The sequence below is a fragment of the Paenibacillus sp. 01L418 genome (assembly GCF_056400045.1).
In genome coordinates, this window is the sequence record NZ_JBFTSN010000705.1 from 1 (window position 1) to 1,777 (window position 1,777).

1 protein-coding gene is annotated in these 1,777 nt (G+C 48.8%); it reads right to left on the reverse strand.

Annotated features, from left to right (window positions below):
- Positions 1-229: 229 nt before the first annotated feature.
- On the reverse strand, positions 230-1,777 hold a 1,548-nt coding region (locus AC1DSE_RS34860; protein ID WP_477529078.1), incomplete at its 5' end, for an S-layer homology domain-containing protein.

Genomic DNA, 1,777 nt, shown 5'->3' on the forward strand with positions numbered 1-1,777 from the left:
GATCCCTAATAGCTACTATTTCTCATCATAGCCTTTTCGTTTTAAGTTAAAGCAATGCTATCACACTCAACTTGCTCTGTCAATTAATTCCACTATTTTCAATAAGGTATAAGTCTGTCGATACTACCATCAGCTTTGGCAATTCGGTTGCTTCGCATCCTCTGACTTTAGCCAAATTGAATGAGAATGACGCTCAACATCTCTTGGTGATGATGAGCGTCTTCTTTATTCATACCTTTGGAAATGCTTTCAATAAGACAGTGATCGATTCGGCGCGTGTTGTCGATGCATTCGGCGCAAATTGATTGCTGCCACGCCCTTGAATCCAGCCTTGCTGCACAGCTGCATCAATGGCTCCGATCGCCCATGCCGGGATTTGCTTGTCATCTGCGAAGCTCGTTCTTGCGCTTGCGTCGATAGACAGCTTCAATGCTCTCGCGACCATCGTCACCATCTCTGCGCGACTGATCGGCTGATTCGGCATGAACCGTTGATCAGCATAGCCTTGAATGAGTCCGAGCTCTACAGCTTGCGCCACGGCCTCACTCGCCCATATCGGGATCGAGGCTTGATCTACGAACGCCTTCGTACTGCTTTCGTTGCTTAGCTGCATCGCCTTCGCGAGCCATACCGTGAACTCCGCGCGTGTCACGGACTGATTCGGTCTGAATGTTCCATCCGGATATCCGTTCGTCATTCCTCGCTGCACGGCTGCTTGAATATCCTTGGCAGCCCAGTGGCCTGCGATGTCTTTGAAGGCCGGACTCGGCTCGTTCGACTTACGATTGACGGCAAAGACGGCGAATATACCGACATTACGTGTATCCGCTTGAATCGTACTATCCGTTACCGTGCCTTTGAATTCCACCCAACGCGCTGTTGCTTTATCATATTGGAACACAGATGCTTGTTGATCTTTGCCAAGCTTACTGACATCAAACGTCAAGCTGATCTGAATCGGCTTATCGAAGCCGCCCTTCACATCCTTTGACAATTCGAACACCGGGCTTATTGCATTCGGCTGCTGCGTCAGCAAGTCAGCGGAATTGTCGATTTTCTTCAGATGCAGCATCATCGTTTCTTTCGCTGCGCCTACCGGAACAGAAACGGTAATCTGCTTGCCTAAGCTGACCGTTCCCGCTTCGCCGGCTTTGATCGTCGCTTCGCCTTCCTTCACGCCAGGTCTAGGATTATCAGTGTCGATTGGAGGTTTCGGTTCCGATTTATCGATAGAATCCTTCAACCTCGCGTTCAGATCGCGCAGAGTATCCACTACTGTCTCGAAATGATACGGGTATCGATCCAACAAGAACATCAATTGTTTGCGAAGCTCCTCGTTCCCTTTGTTCAAATTGATCAATTTCTCGGCTGCATCAATTAATTCTTTGTAGGGTACCATTAGATCATCGCCGTACACTTCGAACTCATAGATGGAATATCCGTAGTATTCGCCATAGACAGGCATTCGTTCAATTCCTTGGAATTTCAGGTATCTAGCCTGCTTCGGAGCGAATTCCACCGTACTCGTCTCTCGTTTATCGCTGGCCGTAAGAATTCGATCGTCTGCCATCACGTTTTTCCATGTTACGTTATCAGTGGAATAGAGAATCTTGAACCGTTTCGCGGCCGTCTCCCATCCGATGACGACCTTGCTAATATTTTGCGTTTTGTCCAAGTCAACGGTGAACCACRAATCGTCTTTGTACGTACTCGCCCAGCGCGTGATCATATTTCCATCGACGGCTTGGCTCGAAGGTACCCATGCCGCCTCTAATCC